The sequence below is a fragment of the Longivirga aurantiaca genome, from assembly GCF_042660085.1.
Taxonomy (GTDB): domain Bacteria; phylum Actinomycetota; class Actinomycetes; order S36-B12; family CAIYMF01; genus Longivirga; species Longivirga aurantiaca.
This window is the reverse complement of sequence record NZ_JBHSTI010000008.1, coordinates 1505451-1520248: the sequence shown is the minus strand read 5'-3', so window position 1 is coordinate 1520248 and position 14798 is coordinate 1505451. Positions and strand designations below refer to the sequence as shown.

The following is a 14798-nucleotide window of genomic DNA, read 5'->3' as shown; positions in this document are numbered from 1 at the left end:
ACGACGAAGGCCCGGATCCTTGTGGATCCGGGCCTTCGTGCTGGCTGTGGTGCTCAGGCGTCGCGGAGCTTGGCGAGGGCCTCGTTGAGGATCGCCTCGCCGTCGGCGTCCGAGCGGCGCTCCTTCACGTACGCGAGGTGCGTCTTGTAGGGCTCGATCTTCGGTGCGGCCGGCGGGTTGTCCTTGTCCGGGCCGGCCGGGAGGCCGCAGCGCGGGCAGTCCCAGGTCTCGGGGACGGCGGCGTCGGAGGCGAAGCTCGGCTTGGTCTCGTGCCCGTTGGCGCACCAGAAGGTGATGCGCTGACGCGGCGCGGCGTCGCCGCGCTCGGCCTCGCCCATGGGTCCGGCGCCGACACGGCTTCCGCGGATCGCGCTGCCACTGGCCACTGATCGAGCCTCTCGTTCGGTCGTGCGGACGTACGGATGGCGGGCCTCGCGGCCCGGATCAGACGATGGTGCCCTTGAGCAGCAGGCCCAGGCCGACCACGAGCGCGGCCCAGAGGACGCCGAGGCCGATCGTGATGCGGTCGAGGTTGCGCTCCGCGGCGCTCGAGCCGCCGAGGGAGGACGAGATGCCGCCGCCGAACATGTCGGAGAGGCCGCCGCCCTTGCCCTTGTGCAGCAGCACGAGGGCGATCAGCAGGACGCTGTTGATCATGATGAGGATCTGGAAGAACAGGACCATGGCGCTGCGGGTGCTCCCCTCGGGACCGTGCCGGGCGGCGCGGTCGCATCAGGATACGTGACGGACCCCGGGAAACCGGAACGAGGCTCGCTCGGTCTTCCCGGGGTCCGGTTCGATCAGGACGCGTCGGCCGGGTGCAGGCGGAAGCGGGCAATCGCCACGAACTCGTCGGGGTCGAGGCTGGCACCCCCGATGAGGGCGCCGTCGACGTCGGGCTCGGACATGATCGCCGCCACGTTGCTGGCCTTGACCGAGCCGCCGTAGAGCACGCGCACCTTGTCCGCGAGCTCGGGCGAGTACAGCTCCGCGAGGCGGCCACGGATGGCTCCGCAGACCTCCTGCGCGTCGGCCGGGGTGGCGACCTCGCCGGTGCCGATGGCCCAGACGGGCTCGTAGGCGATGACGACGGTCTCGGCCTGGGCGGCCGTGATGCCCGCGAGCGAGCCGTCGATCTGCGCGAGGGTGTGCTCGACCTGGTTACCGGCCTGCCGCACCTCGAGGCCCTCGCCGACGCAGACGATCGGCACGAGGCCGTGGCGGTACGCCGCCTGGGCCTTGGCCGACACGACGGCGTCGGTCTCCGCGTGCATCTCGCGACGCTCGCTGTGGCCGACCACGACGTAGGTGCAGCCGAGCTTGGCCAGCATCGCGCCGCTGATCTCGCCGGTGTACGCACCCTTGTCCGCCGTGCTGAGGTCCTGCGCGCCGTACCTGATGTCGAGCTTGTCGCCGTCGACCAGCGTCTGCACCGAGCGGATGTCGGTGAACGGCGGCAGCACGGCCACCTCGCACGCCGCGAGGTCCTCGTCGGTCAGCGAGAAGCCGAGCTTCTGCACCGTCGCGATCGCCTCGAGGTGGTTGAGGTTCATCTTCCAGTTGCCCGCCATGAGCGGGAGTCGGCTCGAAGCCACAGTTCAGTCCTCCAGGACCGCGATGCCGGGCAGGACGCGGCCCTCGAGGAACTCCAGGGACGCACCTCCACCCGTGGAGATGTGCGAGAAGCCGGACTCGTCGATGCCCAGCAGCCGTACGGCGGCGGCGGAGTCGCCACCTCCGACGACAGAGAGCCCGTCGACGTGGGTGATCGCCTCGGCCACCGCGCGGGTGCCCTCGGCGTACGGAGCCATCTCGAACACGCCCATGGGCCCGTTCCAGACCACCGTGCGGGCGTCGGACAACGCACGGGCGAAGAGCACCCGGCTGTTGGGTCCGATGTCGAGGCCCATCCAGCCGTCCTCGATCGAGTCGACCGCGACGACCTTGTGCTCGGCGTCAGCCGAGAACGCGGTGGCCACGACGACGTCGACCGGCAGGACCAGCTCGACGCCCTTCTCCTCGGCCGTCGCGATGAGGCCCTTCACGGTCTCGATCTGGTCGGCCTCGAGCAGCGACGATCCGACGCCGTGCCCCTCGGCGGCCAGGAACGTGAAGCACATGCCGCCGCCGACGAGCAGTCGGTCGACCGACTGCAGGAGGTTGTTGATGACCCCCAGCTTGTCGCTGACCTTCGAGCCGCCGAGGACGACGGCGTACGGCCGGTCGGGGTCGCCGAGGACCTTGCGGAACACCTGCACCTCGGACAGCACGAGCTGGCCGGCGGCGTGCGGCAGCAGCCGCGCGACGTCGGTGACGCTCGCCTGCTCGCGGTGCACGACGCCGAAGCCCTCGCTCACGAAGACGTCGGCGAGCGATGCCAGCTCGGCCGCGAGGGCGCCGCGCTCGGCGGAGTCCTTGCTGGTCTCGCGGGCGTCGTACCGCACGTTCTCGAGCAGGGCGACGTCGCCGTCGCCGAGACCGGCCACGGCAGCCTGCGCCGACGGGCCGGTGACGTCGGTGGCGAACGCCACCGGGGTGCCCAGCAGCTCGCCGAGGCGGGCGGCCACCGGCGCGAGCGACAGCTCGGGCTTGGCCTCCCCCTTCGGGCGACCGAGGTGGGCGACGAGGACGACCCGCGCACCGCGGCCGCGCAGGGCCTCGATGGTCGGGAGGGCCGCACGGATACGGCCGTCGTCCGTGATGCGACGGGTGCCGTCGCCGGCGTCCTCGAGCGGGACGTTGAAGTCCGTCCGCACGAGGACCCGGCGACCGGCGACGTCGAGGTCGTCGATCGTCTTCATGTGGTCAGTCCCGCTGGTCAGAGGGACTTGCCGACGTACTGGACGAGGTCGACGAGGCGGTTCGAGTAGCCCCACTCGTTGTCGTACCAGCCCAGGACCTTGGCGGTGTTGCCCAGGGTCTTGGTGATGCCGGCGTCGAAGATGCACGAGGCCGGGTTGGTGACGATGTCGGTGGAGACGATCGGGTCCTCGGTGTACTCGAGGACGCCGGCGAGGTAGCCCTCGGCGGCGGCCTTGATCGCCGCGTTGATCTCCGCGGCCGACACCTCGCGCGACAGCGTCACGGTGAGGTCGGTGGCCGAGCCGGTCGGGACCGGGACGCGCATGGCGTAGCCGTCGAGCTTGCCCTTGAGCTCGGGCAGCGCGAGGCCGATGGCCTTCGCCGCGCCGGTGCTGGTCGGGATCATGTTGATCGCGGCGGCACGCGCACGACGCAGGTCGCTGTGCGGGTAGTCCAGGATCACCTGGTCGTTGGTGTACGCGTGGATCGTGGTCATGAGGCCGTTGACGATGCCGAACTCGTCGTTGATGACCTTGGCCATCGGGGCGAGGCAGTTCGTCGTGCACGACGCGTTGCTGATGATGTTGTGCGACGCCGGGTCGTAGATGCCCTGGTTGACGCCCATGACGATCGTGGCGTCCTCGCCCTTGGCGGGCGCGGAGATGATGACCTTCTTGGCGCCGCCGGCGATGTGGCCCGCGGCCTTGGTGGCGTCGGTGAAGAAGCCGGTCGACTCCACGACGATGTCGACGCCGAGGTCGCCCCACGGGAGGGCGGACGGGTCGCGCTCGGCGAGCGCGACGATCTTCTTGTCGCCGACGTAGATCGCGTCGTCGGTCGCCTTCACGTCCTGGCCGAGGCGGCCGAGGATCGAGTCGTACTTGAGGAGGTGCGCGAGGGTGGCGTTGCTGGTGAGGTCGTTCACCGCCACGATCTCGACGTCGGCGCCCTGCGCGGCGAGCGCGCGGTAGAAGTTGCGGCCGATGCGGCCGAAGCCGTTGATGCCCACACGAACGGTCACTGGAGAGTCCCTAGGTCCGAGGACGACGCCGGCATCGTTGCCGGCTCTGGTTCGCACGTCGGGCTACGGGGTTCGTGCCCACGTGGCTAAAGCGACCCTATCCGAATCCCGCAAGCGGTTGCGGGCGCTCCCACTACCCGCGGGTAGGGCGCCCGTCACGCAAGGCGGACCTAACCCGGGGACCTAGTCGGCGTCCACCAGGTCGGCAGGGATGCCCGCCTCGGTGTCCGGGATGCCGAGCTCCTGGGCGCGCTTGTCGGCGAGCGCCAGGAGGCGGCGGATGCGGCCCGCGATGGCGTCCTTGGTCATCGGCGGGTCGGCCAGGGCGCCGAGCTCCTCGAGCGAGGCCTGCTGGTGCTCCATCCGGAGCTTGCCGGCGTCGGCCAGGTGGTCGGGCACCTCCTCGGCCAGGATCTCCAGCGCGCGCTGCACCCGGGCGCCGGCGGCGACCGCGGCCCGGGCCGACCGGCGCAGGTTGGCGTCGTCGAAGTTGGCGAGGCGGTTGGCGGTGGCGCGGACCTCGCGCCGCATGCGCCGCTCCTCCCAGGCCAGCACCGACTCGTGCGCACCGAGCCGGGTCAGCAGGGCGGCGATGGCGTCGCCGTCGCGGATCACCACGCGGTCGACCCCGCGCACCTCGCGCGGCTTCGCCGAGATGCCGAGACGCCGGGCGGCTCCGGACAGGGCGAGCGCCGCCTCCGGGCCGGGGCACGTGACCTCGAGGGCCGAGGACCGTCCGGGCTCGGTGAGCGAGCCGTGCGCCAGGAAGGCGCCGCGCCAGGCCGCCTCGGAGTCGCAGAGCGACCCGTTGACGATCGAGGTGGGCAGTCCTCGGGCAGGTCGGCCGCTGGCGTCGACGAGCCCGGTCTGGCGGGCGAGCTGCTCGCCGTCCGCGTGCACGCGCACGAGGTAGCGGTTGCCCTTGCGCAGGCCGCCGGGGTGGATCACGGCCATCTCGCTCGTGTGGCCGAAGACCTCGCTGATGTCCTTGCGCAGCCGACGGGCCGCGATGGCGGTGTCGAGATCTGCCTCGATGACGATCCTGCCGCCGACGATGTGCAGGCCCGACGCGAACCGCAGGATCGACGAGACCTCGGCCTTGCGGCAGCAGGGCTTGGTCACCTTCAGACGCGCGAGCTCGTCCTTCACCGCTGCCGTCATCGCCATGGCGGGCATCCTGCCACCCGCGTCAACGACCTCGCTCGTCGCCCCCGATGCGGAAACGTCGGAGAAACGGCCGCGTCAGGGCCGCAGGACGCCGCCGAGAGCGGAGGCGAGCAGGTCGACATCGTGCCGGGCCGACCCGTCACGTGCCGCCACCGGGGCGAGCGCCAGCCGTGCGCCGAGCGCCCGGGCGGCCGTGGCGAGGGCCTCGACGTCGGCCACGTGCTCGGGGTCGGCGAGGACGGTGTCGACGCGGAGCGAGGGCATCTGACGCGACAGCACCTCGAGATGGCGCTGCGGGCTGAAGCCGTCGGTCTCCCCCGCCTGCGCCTCGAGGTTGAGGATGACGACCACCCGGCCGGGCGCCTCGCTCACCGCCTGCCCGATGCCGCGCACCTGCAGGGGCGCGAGGACGCTCGTGAACCACGACCCAGGGCCCAGCAGCACGGCGTCTGCGAGCCCGATGGCCTCGACCGCCTCCGGGCAGGCGGGGGCGTCCCTGGGCTCCAGCCGGAGCCGCACGACCTCGCCGCGGGTGGTCGCGACCGAGACCTGCCCCACCACGCGCTCGAGCACGGACGGGTCCTCGGGGTGCAGGCCGGCGACGTCGGCGACCACCTCGAGCGGCACGGTCGCCACGGGCAGGACGCGTCCGTGGGCCCCGAGCAGCGCCCCGACCCAGTCGAGACCGGTGACGATGTCGCCGGTCTCCTCCCAGAGCGCGGTGATCAGGAGGTTGCCGAGCGAGTGACCGGCGAGCTGGCCGTCGCCGGCGAAGCGGTGCTGCACCACGCGGCTCCAGGTGCGGCCCCACGTGTCGTCGCCGCAGAGAGCGGCGAGCGCCATCCGCAGGTCGCCCGGCGGCACGACGTCGAACTCGTCGCGCAGCCGACCGCTCGATCCTCCGTCGTCCGACACGGCGACCACGGCGGTCACGTCGTCGGTGACCCGTCGCAGCGCCCGGAGGCTGGCGGCGAGGCCGTGCCCTCCGCCGAGCGCCACCACGCGCGGACCGGACGAGTTGGGACCGCGCCGACCCGTCGGCCCGGTGAGGGGCGTGCTCACTCCCTGCCCAGGTCGCGATGGACGACGAGGACCTCCACACCGACCTTCACCAGGCGCGCGGCGAGGTTCTCCGCCATGGCCACGCTGCGGTGCTTGCCCCCGGTGCAGCCGATGGCGACGGTGACGTAGCGCTTGCCCTCGCGCAGGTAGCCGTCCGAGACGAGATCGAGCATCCCGGCCATCCGGTCGAGGAACTCGCGCGCCTCGGGAAGCTCGGTCACGTAGTCGCTGACCTCGGCGTCGAGGCCCGACAGCTCGCGCAGCTCGGGAACCCAGAACGGGTTGGGCAGGAACCGCACGTCGTTGACGATGTCGGCGTCCAACGGCAGGCCGTACTTGAAGCCGAACGACATCACTGTGGCGCGCAGCTGCACGCGGTCGTCCTCGCCGAACGCCGCGTCGACCTTGCGGCGCAGGTCGTGCACGTTGAGCGAGCTCGTGTCGATGACGAGGTCGGCACGGGCGCGCAGGTCGCCGAGGGTGGCCCGCTCCCGGACGAGGCTGTCGAGGATCCCAGCGGAGCCCTGCAGCGGGTGCGGACGCCGGCTGCTCTCGAACCTCCGGACGAGCTCGTTGTCGCCGGCCTCGAGGAACAGCACGCGCAGGTCGATGCCCGACCCCAGGACGTCGTCGAGGGCACGGGACAGGTCGTCGAACATGCGCCCGCCCCGCACGTCCACCACCACAGCGAGCCGCTGGACGTCGGGGGACGCCGAGACATGGTCGACCGCGGCCGGGAGGAGCTCGGGCGGGAGGTTGTCGATCACGAACCAGCCGAGGTCCTCGAGGGCCCGGGCGGCCGTCGACCGACCGGCCCCGGACATGCCGGTCACGAGGACGAGCTCGAACGCCGGATCCACCACGGACGTAGCGTGTCACAGCCGACGAGCAGAACGACGAAGCAGCGCCGTGCTCGAGGTGAACGGCGGTCGAACGCCCCGATGTTGCCGGGACGGGCGCCGAATCGGCCGTCATGCTCAGCACATGACGCTGGGCCTCCTCCTGCTCCTTCTGCTGCTGGTCCTGTTCGTGGGTCTCCCGGTCCTGTGGCTCGTCATGCGTCCCGCCACGCCGAGCGAGCCCACGCACGACGACCTGCGCCGGGCCGACGACGGTGCGGAGCCGGACCCCGGCGAGGGGCTCGGCAGCGCGTCCTACTGGCCGACGGGCTGAGCCGAGCTCAGTCGAGGATCTCACCGGTCGCAGTGTTGAAGGCCGGGGCCGGGGCGTCGGCCGCGAGCGCCTCGACGACAGCGGCGGCGAGGGTCGGGCCGATGCCGGGCACGGTGGCGAGCTCGTCGGCCGTGGCCGCCCGCAGCCGCTTGAGCGAGGTGAACTGGCGGAGCAGCGCCTTCTTGCGCGCCTCGCCCAGCCCGGGGACGTCGTCGAGGATCGACTCGACCATGCGCTTGCCGCGCTTCTGCCGCTGGTAGGTGATCGCGAATCGGTGCGCCTCGTCGCGCACCCGCTGCAGGAGGTAGAGGCCCTCGCTGGTTCGCGGGAGGATCACGGGGTCGGGGTCGCCCGGCACCCAGACCTCCTCGAGCCGTTTCGCGAGGCCGACGACCGCGACGTCGGTGACCCCGATCTCCGAGAGCGCGGCCTGCGCGGACTCCACCTGCGGCTGGCCGCCGTCGACCACCAGGAGGTTGGGCGGGTATGCGAACCTGCGCGGCCGTCCGGTCGTGGGGTCGATGCCGGGCAGGCCGTCGTCGCCGACCATCGCCTGCTCCTCGGCGAGGCGCTTGAACCGGCGCGTGACGACCTCGGCGATCGACCGGGTGTCGTCGCTGATCCCGTCGCCCGCGGCACCCCGGATGGCGAACCGGCGGTACTCGGACTTGCGGGCGAGGCCGTCCTCGAAGACCACGAGCGAGGCGACGACGTCGGTGCCCTGCAGGTGGCTGACGTCGATGCACTCGATCCGCAACGGCGCCTCCGGCAGCCCGAGCGCCTCCTGCAGCTCCTCGAGCGCCAGGCTGCGCGAGGTGAGGTCGCCGCCGCGGCGGGTCTTGTGCAGGGCGAGCGACTGGCCGGCGTTGCGGGTGACCGTCTCCAGAAGGTCCCTCTTGTCTCCGCGCTGGGGCACCCGCAGGTCGACATGGCTCCCCCGCAGCTCGGACAGCCAGGCAGTCGTGGCCTCGAGGTCCGGGGGCAGCTCGGGCACGAGCACCTCGCGCGGCACCGCGTCGGGGTTCTGGTCGCCGTACAGCTGCTGGAGCAGGTGCTCGATGAGGTCGGCAGGGGTGACGTCCTCGACCTTCTCGACGACGAAGCCGCGCTGACCGCGGATGCGGCCGCCCCTCACGTGGAACACCTGCACGGCGGCCTCGAGCTCGTCGTCGACGAGGCCGATGACGTCGGCGTCGGTGCCGTCGCCGAGGACGACGGCGTTCTTCTCCAGCGCACGTTCGAGGGCGCGGAGGTCGTCGCGCAGGCGCGCAGCGCGCTCGTAGTCGAGCTCGGCTGCGGCCGCCTTCATCTCGCGCTCGACCCGCTTGGTGTACGCCGTGGTCTGGCCGGAGAGGAACGAGCAGAAGTCCTCGACGATGCGGCGGTGCTCGGCGGCGTCCACCCGGCCGACGCAGGGCGCCGAGCACTTCCCGATGTAGCCGAGCAGGCACGGCCGGCCGATCTGACCGTGCCGCTTGAAGACGCCCGCGCTGCAGGTGCGCGCCGGGAACACCCGGAGCAGGAGGTCGACCGATTCCCGGATCGCCCAGGCGTGCGCGTAGGGGCCGAAGTAGCGCACGCCCTTGCGCTTGGCCCCGCGCATGACCGTGATGCGCGGGTACTCCTCGTCGAGCGTGACGGCGAGGTAGGGGTAGCTCTTGTCGTCGCGGTAGCGGACGTTGAAGCGGGGGTCGTACTCCTTGATCCAGGAGTACTCGAGCTGCAGGGCCTCGACCTCGGTGTCGACGGTGACCCAGTCGACCGAGGCCGCGGTGGTGACCATGGCCTGCGTGCGCACGTGCAGTGCGGAGAGGTCCTGGAAGTACGAGCCGAGCCGGCTGCGCAGGCTCTTGGCCTTGCCGACGTAGACGACGCGACCGTGCTGGTCGCGGAACCGGTAGACGCCGGGCGAGTCTGGGATCTCGCCCGGCGCCGGCCGGTAGGTCGCGGGGTCGGCCACGCGGGGTCAGCCCTCCAGGACAGGGGTCATGCGACGGTGATCGTGTCGCCCGAGACGGTAGCGGTGAGCTCGGCGAGGGGGCTCTTCGCGGGGCCCTGGGTGACGGAGCCGTCCGCAGCCGAGAAGACGCTGCCGTGGCAGGCGCAGGTGATCGATCCGTCGGCCACGGACGACACGACACAGCCCTGGTGGGTGCAGACGGCGCTGAACGCCTTGAAGGTGCCCTCCTGCGGCTGGGTCACCACCACCTTGGCGTCCTTGACGATCGCGCCGCCGCCGACGGGCACGTCGGCGGTCTTGACGGTCGCGCCGGCCGGCGGCGCGGAGGACCCGGATCCGGACCCGGACCCGGACCCGGATCCGGACCCGCTGTCGCTGCTGCCGCACGCGGCGGTGACCGCAGCGGCGGCGACGACGGTGCCGGAGGTCAGCAGGACCTGGCGGCGGGTGGGAGCGATCTGGTCGGTCATCGGATCTCCTCGTGTGTGGGGCGTGGTGCCGACGGCGTGCTCGTCACGCCGCGCTGTCACCACCCCGGCCGCCCCGACGGGTCGTTCCCGTCTTCCGGGGCGACGAACGGCGGGCCGCTTTAGTTTCCCCTTCAACCGACTTCCTGTGCAGGAGCGGGGCCAGGAACACGCCGGTGTGGCTCCCCGGCGCGGAGGCGATGTCCTCCGGGGTCCCGGTGGCGACGACCGTGCCGCCCCGGGATCCGCCCTCCGGGCCCATGTCGACGATCCAGTCGGCCGTCTTCACGACGTCGAGGTTGTGCTCGATGACGAGGACGCTGTTGCCCTTGTCGACGAGCGAGTGCAGGACGGCGAGCAGCTTGCGGATGTCCTCGAAGTGCAGCCCGGTGGTCGGCTCGTCCAGGACGTAGACCGTGCGCCCGGTGGAGCGCTTCTGGAGCTCGGACGCGAGCTTCACCCGCTGGGCCTCGCCGCCCGAGAGCGTGGTCGCCGGCTGTCCGAGGCGCACGTAGCCGAGACCGACCTCGACGAGGGTGCGCAGGTGCCGGGCGATCGGCGGGACGGCCTCGAAGAACTCGAGCCCCTCCTCGATGGGCATGTCGAGGACCTCGGCGATGGTCTTGCCCTTGAAGTGCACCTCGAGCGTCTCGCGGTTGTAGCGCGCGCCGTGGCAGACCTCGCACGGGACATAGACGTCGGGCAGGAAGTTCATCTCGATCTTGATCGTGCCGTCGCCGGAGCACGCCTCGCAGCGGCCGCCCTTGACGTTGAACGAGAACCGCCCCTGGAGGTAGCCGCGCATCTTCGCCTCGGGCGTCTCGGCGAAGAGCTTGCGGACGTGGTCGAACACGCCGGTGTAGGTGGCGGGGTTCGACCGCGGAGTGCGGCCGATCGGGCTCTGGTCGACGTGCACGACCTTGTCGAGGTGCTCGAGCCCGCGCACGCGGCGGTGCCGGCCGGCCACGGCGCGGGCGCCGTTGAGCTCGCGCGCGAGGGTCGTGTACAGGATGTCGTTGACAAGGGTCGACTTGCCCGACCCGCTGACACCGGTGACCGCCACGAAGCAGCCGAGCGGGAACGAGACGTCGACGTCCTTCAGGTTGTGCTCGCGGGCGCCCTCGACGGTGAGCTGGCGCTCCGGGTCGACGGGACGGCGGATCGCCGGCACCTCGATCGAACGACGGCCCGACAGGTAGGCCCCGGTGATGGAGTCGGGGCTGTCCAGCAGGTCCTGCACGGTGCCGGACACGACCACCTGGCCGCCGTGCTCCCCCGCACCCGGGCCGATGTCGACGACCCAGTCGGCTTGCTTGATGGTGTCCTCGTCGTGCTCGACGACGATGAGGGTGTTGCCGAGATCGCGCAGGCGCACGAGGGTCTCGATGAGCCGGTGGTTGTCGCGCTGGTGCAGGCCGATGCTCGGCTCGTCGAGCACGTAGAGGACGCCGACGAGCCCGGCACCGATCTGCGTCGCGAGCCGGATGCGCTGCGCCTCGCCGCCGGCGAGGGTGGCGGCGGCACGGTCGAGGCTGAGGTAGTCCAGGCCGACGTCGACCAGGAAGCGCAGCCGCTCGTTGACCTCCTTCAGCACCCGCTCGGCGATCTGCTTCTCGCGCGGCGAGAGCTCGAGCTCGCGCAGGAAGTCGGCGCAGTCGCCGATCGCCATGGCGGCGACCTCGGCGATCGACTTCTCCCCCAGCGTGACGGCGAGGCTGATCGGCTTGAGGCGCGCGCCGTTGCACGCCGGGCACGGCACCTCGCGCATGTAGCCCTCGAAGCGCTCGCGGCTCGCGTCGGAGTCGGCCTCGGCGTGCCGCCGCTGCACGTAGGGGATGACGCCCTCGAAGGCGGTGTGATAGCTGCGCTCGCGGCCGTAGCGGTTCTTGTAGCGCACGTGCACCTGGGTGGAGTGCCCGGTGAGGACCGCCTTCTTCGCCTTGGCCGAGAGCTCCTCGAACGTGCTGTCGAGGGTGAAGCCGAGCTCGTCGCCCAGGGCCTCGAGCAGCCGCTCGAAGTAGTCGCTGATGTGGCCGCTCGACCAGGGGCCGATCGCACCCTCGCGCAGCGTCATCGTGGGGTCCTGGATGACGAGCTCGGGATCGACCTCCATCCGCGTGCCGATGCCGGTGCACTCGGGGCAGGCGCCGAACGGCGAGTTGAACGAGAACGAGCGCGGCTCGAGCTCCTCGAAGGAGAGGTCGTCGTAGAGGCAGGCCAGGTGCTCGGAGAACATCCGCTCGCGGTGGGGGTCGTCCTCGGCGAGGTCGACGAAGTCGAGGGTGACGAGCCCGGACGACAGCTTCAGCGCGGTCTCGACCGAATCGGTGAGCCGGCGCTTGGCGTCGGCCTTCACCGCCAGGCGGTCGACGACCACCTCGATCGTGTGCTTCTCCTGCTTCTTCAGGGTGGGCGGCTCCGCGAGCGAGTGCACGACGCCGTCGACGCGGGCACGGGAGAAGCCCTGCGTCTGGAGCTGACGGAACAGCTCGGCGTACTCGCCCTTGCGCTCGCGGATCACGGGCGCGAGCACCTGGAACCGCGAGCCCTGCTCGAGCTCGAGGACGCGGTCGACGATCTGCTGCGGGGTCTGGCGGGCGATCGGGCGGCCGCAGACGGGGCAGTGCGGGCGGCCGGCGCGCGCGTAGAGCAGGCGGAGGTAGTCGTAGACCTCGGTGATCGTTCCGACGGTGGAGCGCGGGTTGCGGTTGGTCGACTTCTGGTCGATCGAGACCGCGGGCGACAGGCCCTCGATGAAGTCGACGTCGGGCTTGTCCATCTGGCCGAGGAACTGCCGGGCGTACGCCGACAGGCTCTCGACGTACCGGCGCTGGCCCTCGGCGAAGATGGTGTCGAAGGCGAGCGAGGACTTGCCCGAGCCGGAGAGGCCGGTGAACACGATCATCGCGTCGCGCGGGAGGTCGAGCGAGACGTCCTTGAGGTTGTGCTCGCGGGCGCCGCGGACGACGAGACGATCAGCCACCAGAGATCCTGTCCATCGGGGGTGCGGTCGGACGCAGGCGTCCGGGGTCAGGCTAACGAGGACCTCCGACGGCCACATTCCCACGCAGGCGCCGGGAGGCGGCTAGCGTCGTCCAGGTGACCTCCTCACCGCACGAGACACTGGCAGCCGACCTCGTCCAGGTAACCGAGGCCACCTCCCGGCTCACGCAGCGTGTCGACGGGCTCACCGATCCGGACCTCTCCGGGCCCTCCCTGCTCCCGGGCTGGTCGCGCGCCCACGTCGTGGCCCATGTGGCGCGCAACGCCGAGGGGATGGTCAACCTCGTGGCCTGGGCGCTGACCGGTCGACCCTCCCCCATGTACCCGTCGCCCGAGGCGCGCGCCGCCGGGATCGAGGAGGCCGCGGCCCTGCCTTCCGCCGCCCTGCGCACCCTCCTGCTCGAGAGCGCCGACGCGCTCGCTGCAGCCATGTCCCGCCTGGTCGACGCCGACGACGCGGCGCTCTGGCGGCTGCTGCTGTTCGGTGCGCCCCCGCCGGGCGCTGTCCCCGATGTGCCGGCCTGGACCCTGGGGTGGGCACGCCTCCGCGAGGTCGAGATCCACCATCTCGACCTCGACGCCGGCCTGGAGCCCTCGGACTGGCCGCAGCCGTTCGTGGAGCGGATGGTCGACTTCCTCGACGGCCGCGGCTCGGCGCCGGCGGTGACGGGCGACCTCGCCGAGGTCGTGGCGTGGCGCCTCGGCCGAGGCGCCTATGAGTCGGTCCGCGGCATCGACGGCTCGGACCCCGGTGAGCCGCCCGCGTGGTGAACCACGCACCCCCTAGCGTTGGCGCATGATCAGCAGCTTCCTCGCCCCTGCCGTCGACGTCTCCCTGGCCGTGCCTGCGGACGGCAGTGCACCCACCGGTATCGGCGAGGGCTTCGCGGGGGCCGGGCTCGAGTCAGGCGTCTGGGTGCACGAGGTCGGCACCTCGACCGGCGACTTCGGCGACGAGATGTTCGTGGTGCTGTCCGGCCGCGGGGTGGTCACCTGCCAGAACGGCGGTCGCATCGACCTCGCTCCCGGCGTCGTCGGCGTGCTCCACGCGGGCGACATCACGTCGTGGGAGATCACCGAGACGCTGCGCAAGGTCTGGATCGTCGCCGCGGGCGAGTGACGCGCGTCCCGTCCGGCGTGACGTGGCCTCGGCCGCTCGGTACGTTCGGCGGGTGAGCTACACCGGGAACGTCACCGTGGGTGGGCCCGCAGCCGTGCGCGAGCTGCGTGACCTCGTCATCAGCAAGCTGGCCGTCGGGCCGTACGACAACAACGCGTACCTCCTGCGCTGCACGGCCACCGGGCGCCAGGTGCTGCTCGACGCGGCCGCCGACGCCTCCGCGCTGCTCGACCTCGTCGGCGAGGACGGCCTCGACGCCGTGGTCACCACGCACGGGCATAGGGACCACTGGCAGGCGCTCGCCGACGTGCTCGCCGCCACCGGGGCGGAGCACCTCGCCCACGCCGACGACGCCCCCGACATCGAGGTGCCCGTCACGCGCATGCTGGCCGAGGGCGACCTCGTCGCGGTGGGCGACGCACGGCTGCGGGTGGTGCACCTGAAGGGGCACACCCCCGGCTCCGTGGCGCTCGTGTACGACGACCCCACCGGTGCGCCGCACGTCTTCACCGGCGACTCGCTCTTCCCCGGGGGCGTGGGCAACACCTGGGGCGACGCGTCGCGGTTCGACAGCCTGTACGCAGACGTGGTCAGCAAGCTCTTCGACGTCCTGCCGGACGAGACCTGGGTCTACCCGGGCCACGGCAAGGACACGACCCTCGGCGCCGAGCGGCCCCACCTCGCCGAGTGGCGCGACCGCGGCTGGTAGCAGTGCCCGGGCCTCGATCTATGCGCCCCGAACTGCTCCACACCGAAAGGCATGGCCGCGCGTACCGGTGCTCACGGCGCTCGTCTAGGTGGCCAATGATCGGGGGCGGGGGCGAAACAGTCGATGTGCAGAACCCGCAGTGCACAGATCCGGATCTAGGCAGACGAACTGCACGTTGAGGACCTCTTCTGCCAGTTCGGTCCCAGGCAGGCCGAGAGCGTCGGCCTGGGCCGGGCTCGATGGCGAGAGGCCTTCGCCAAGTTCCGCAGCGACGGCCATGCGCATCCTCCACCAGTGCGTAACGTTCCAATCGA

Annotated in this window: 15 protein-coding genes; 4 read left to right on the top strand and 11 right to left on the bottom strand. The window is 71.6% G+C overall.

The annotated features are described in order from the left end of the window. Positions 1–53: 53 nt before the first annotated feature. The 8 genes from ACFQGU_RS11085 to rapZ all read right to left on the bottom strand — a co-directional run bounded on the left by ACFQGU_RS11085 (position 54) and on the right by rapZ (position 6915). Complete coding sequence (locus ACFQGU_RS11085) at positions 54–386, bottom strand: RNA polymerase-binding protein RbpA (protein ID WP_386766622.1); 333 nt, start codon at positions 384–386, stop codon at positions 54–56. A gap of 58 nt (positions 387–444) precedes the next feature. Then, positions 445–684 carry a preprotein translocase subunit SecG gene (gene secG, locus ACFQGU_RS11080; RefSeq protein ID WP_386766620.1) on the bottom strand — a complete coding sequence of 80 codons (240 nt, stop codon included), beginning with the start codon at positions 682–684 and terminating at the stop codon, positions 445–447. A gap of 116 nt (positions 685–800) precedes the next feature. Beyond that, complete coding sequence (gene tpiA, locus ACFQGU_RS11075; RefSeq protein ID WP_386768243.1) at positions 801–1571, bottom strand: triose-phosphate isomerase; 771 nt, start codon at positions 1569–1571, stop codon at positions 801–803. Positions 1572–1598: 27 nt separating this feature from the next. Beyond that, on the bottom strand, positions 1599–2801 hold the full coding sequence (locus ACFQGU_RS11070) for a phosphoglycerate kinase (protein WP_386766618.1): 1203 nt from the start codon (positions 2799–2801) through the stop codon (positions 1599–1601). 17 nt (positions 2802–2818) lie between these two features. Next, positions 2819–3823, bottom strand: coding sequence for a type I glyceraldehyde-3-phosphate dehydrogenase (gene gap, locus ACFQGU_RS11065; RefSeq protein ID WP_386766616.1), 1005 nt, complete (start codon positions 3821–3823; stop codon positions 2819–2821). Positions 3824–4006: 183 nt separating this feature from the next. Continuing rightward, positions 4007–4990: a DNA-binding protein WhiA gene (whiA, locus tag ACFQGU_RS11060; RefSeq protein WP_386766614.1), complete on the bottom strand. Its 984-nt coding sequence runs from the start codon at positions 4988–4990 to the stop codon at positions 4007–4009. A 75-nt stretch (positions 4991–5065) separates the two neighbouring features. Further along, on the bottom strand, positions 5066–6052 hold the full coding sequence (locus ACFQGU_RS11055) for a gluconeogenesis factor YvcK family protein (RefSeq protein WP_386766612.1): 987 nt from the start codon (positions 6050–6052) through the stop codon (positions 5066–5068). Beyond that, entirely contained in the window at positions 6049–6915 is an 867-nt protein-coding gene (rapZ, locus tag ACFQGU_RS11050; protein ID WP_386766610.1) for an RNase adapter RapZ, read from the bottom strand. Before rapZ ends, ACFQGU_RS11055 begins: the two co-directional genes overlap by 4 nt. A gap of 121 nt (positions 6916–7036) precedes the next feature. Here rapZ and ACFQGU_RS11045 point away from each other — a divergent pair, with 121 nt between their 5' ends. After that, positions 7037–7225: a hypothetical protein gene (locus tag ACFQGU_RS11045; protein ID WP_386766608.1), complete on the top strand. Its 189-nt coding sequence runs from the start codon at positions 7037–7039 to the stop codon at positions 7223–7225. Between the two features lie 7 nt (positions 7226–7232). Here ACFQGU_RS11045 and uvrC read toward each other — a convergent pair whose 3' ends face one another. The 3 genes from uvrC to uvrA are packed head-to-tail and all read right to left on the bottom strand — an operon-like array spanning position 7233 to position 12635. Beyond that, the gene (gene uvrC, locus ACFQGU_RS11040) at positions 7233–9185 is read right to left on the bottom strand and encodes an excinuclease ABC subunit UvrC (RefSeq protein WP_386766606.1); all 1953 of its coding nucleotides are present in this window, start codon (positions 9183–9185) and stop codon (positions 7233–7235) included. 26 nt (positions 9186–9211) lie between these two features. Next, positions 9212–9655: a Rieske (2Fe-2S) protein gene (locus ACFQGU_RS11035; protein WP_386766604.1), complete on the bottom strand. Its 444-nt coding sequence runs from the start codon at positions 9653–9655 to the stop codon at positions 9212–9214. Positions 9656–9698: 43 nt separating this feature from the next. Next, positions 9699–12635 (bottom strand): excinuclease ABC subunit UvrA, encoded by a 2937-nt coding sequence (uvrA, locus tag ACFQGU_RS11030; RefSeq protein WP_386766602.1) that lies wholly within the window; start codon positions 12633–12635, stop codon positions 9699–9701. 116 nt (positions 12636–12751) lie between these two features. Here uvrA and ACFQGU_RS11025 point away from each other — a divergent pair, with 116 nt between their 5' ends. From ACFQGU_RS11025 to ACFQGU_RS11015, 3 genes are read left to right on the top strand one after another with little or no spacing between them, the layout of a single operon-like run. After that, positions 12752–13426, top strand: a complete 675-nt coding sequence (locus ACFQGU_RS11025; RefSeq protein WP_386766600.1) for a maleylpyruvate isomerase family mycothiol-dependent enzyme — start codon at positions 12752–12754, stop codon at positions 13424–13426. A gap of 25 nt (positions 13427–13451) precedes the next feature. Next, on the top strand, positions 13452–13775 hold the full coding sequence (locus tag ACFQGU_RS11020) for a cupin domain-containing protein (protein ID WP_386766598.1): 324 nt from the start codon (positions 13452–13454) through the stop codon (positions 13773–13775). A gap of 52 nt (positions 13776–13827) precedes the next feature. Continuing rightward, the gene (locus tag ACFQGU_RS11015) at positions 13828–14484 is read left to right on the top strand and encodes an MBL fold metallo-hydrolase (protein ID WP_386766596.1); all 657 of its coding nucleotides are present in this window, start codon (positions 13828–13830) and stop codon (positions 14482–14484) included. Positions 14485–14798: the final 314 nt, after the last annotated feature.